Annotated in this window: 1 protein-coding gene; it reads left to right on the top strand. The window is 42.9% G+C overall.

What is annotated here, in order from left to right:
- Nucleotides 1-268: Rib/alpha-like domain-containing protein (locus HMPREF2876_RS02855; protein ID WP_261674195.1), on the top strand; the 268-nt coding region annotated here is incomplete at both ends.

The raw sequence follows: 268 nt of genomic DNA, 5'->3' as shown, positions 1-268 counted from the left end.
AAGAACGAACCTAAGGCTAAAGACCAAACGGTTAAAGTAGGAGAAACACCAAAAGCGGAAGATTCTATTGGCAACATTCCAGAATTACCAAAAGGAACGAAGTTTGAATACGAAACACCGGTTGATACCACAACGCCAGGCGATAAAGATGCGAAGGTAATCGTGACTTATCCAGATGGTTCAACAGATACTGTTGATGTGAAGGTTAAGGTTATCGATCCAAGGACAGACGCTGACAAGAACGAACCTAAGGCTAAAGACCAAACGG

Origin of the sequence: Streptococcus sp. HMSC073A12 (assembly GCF_001812815.1) — a bacterium.
Lineage (GTDB): Bacteria > Bacillota > Bacilli > Lactobacillales > Streptococcaceae > Streptococcus > Streptococcus vaginalis.
Note: the sequence above shows the minus strand (reverse complement) of the source record. Positions and strands in the feature narration are given on the sequence as shown.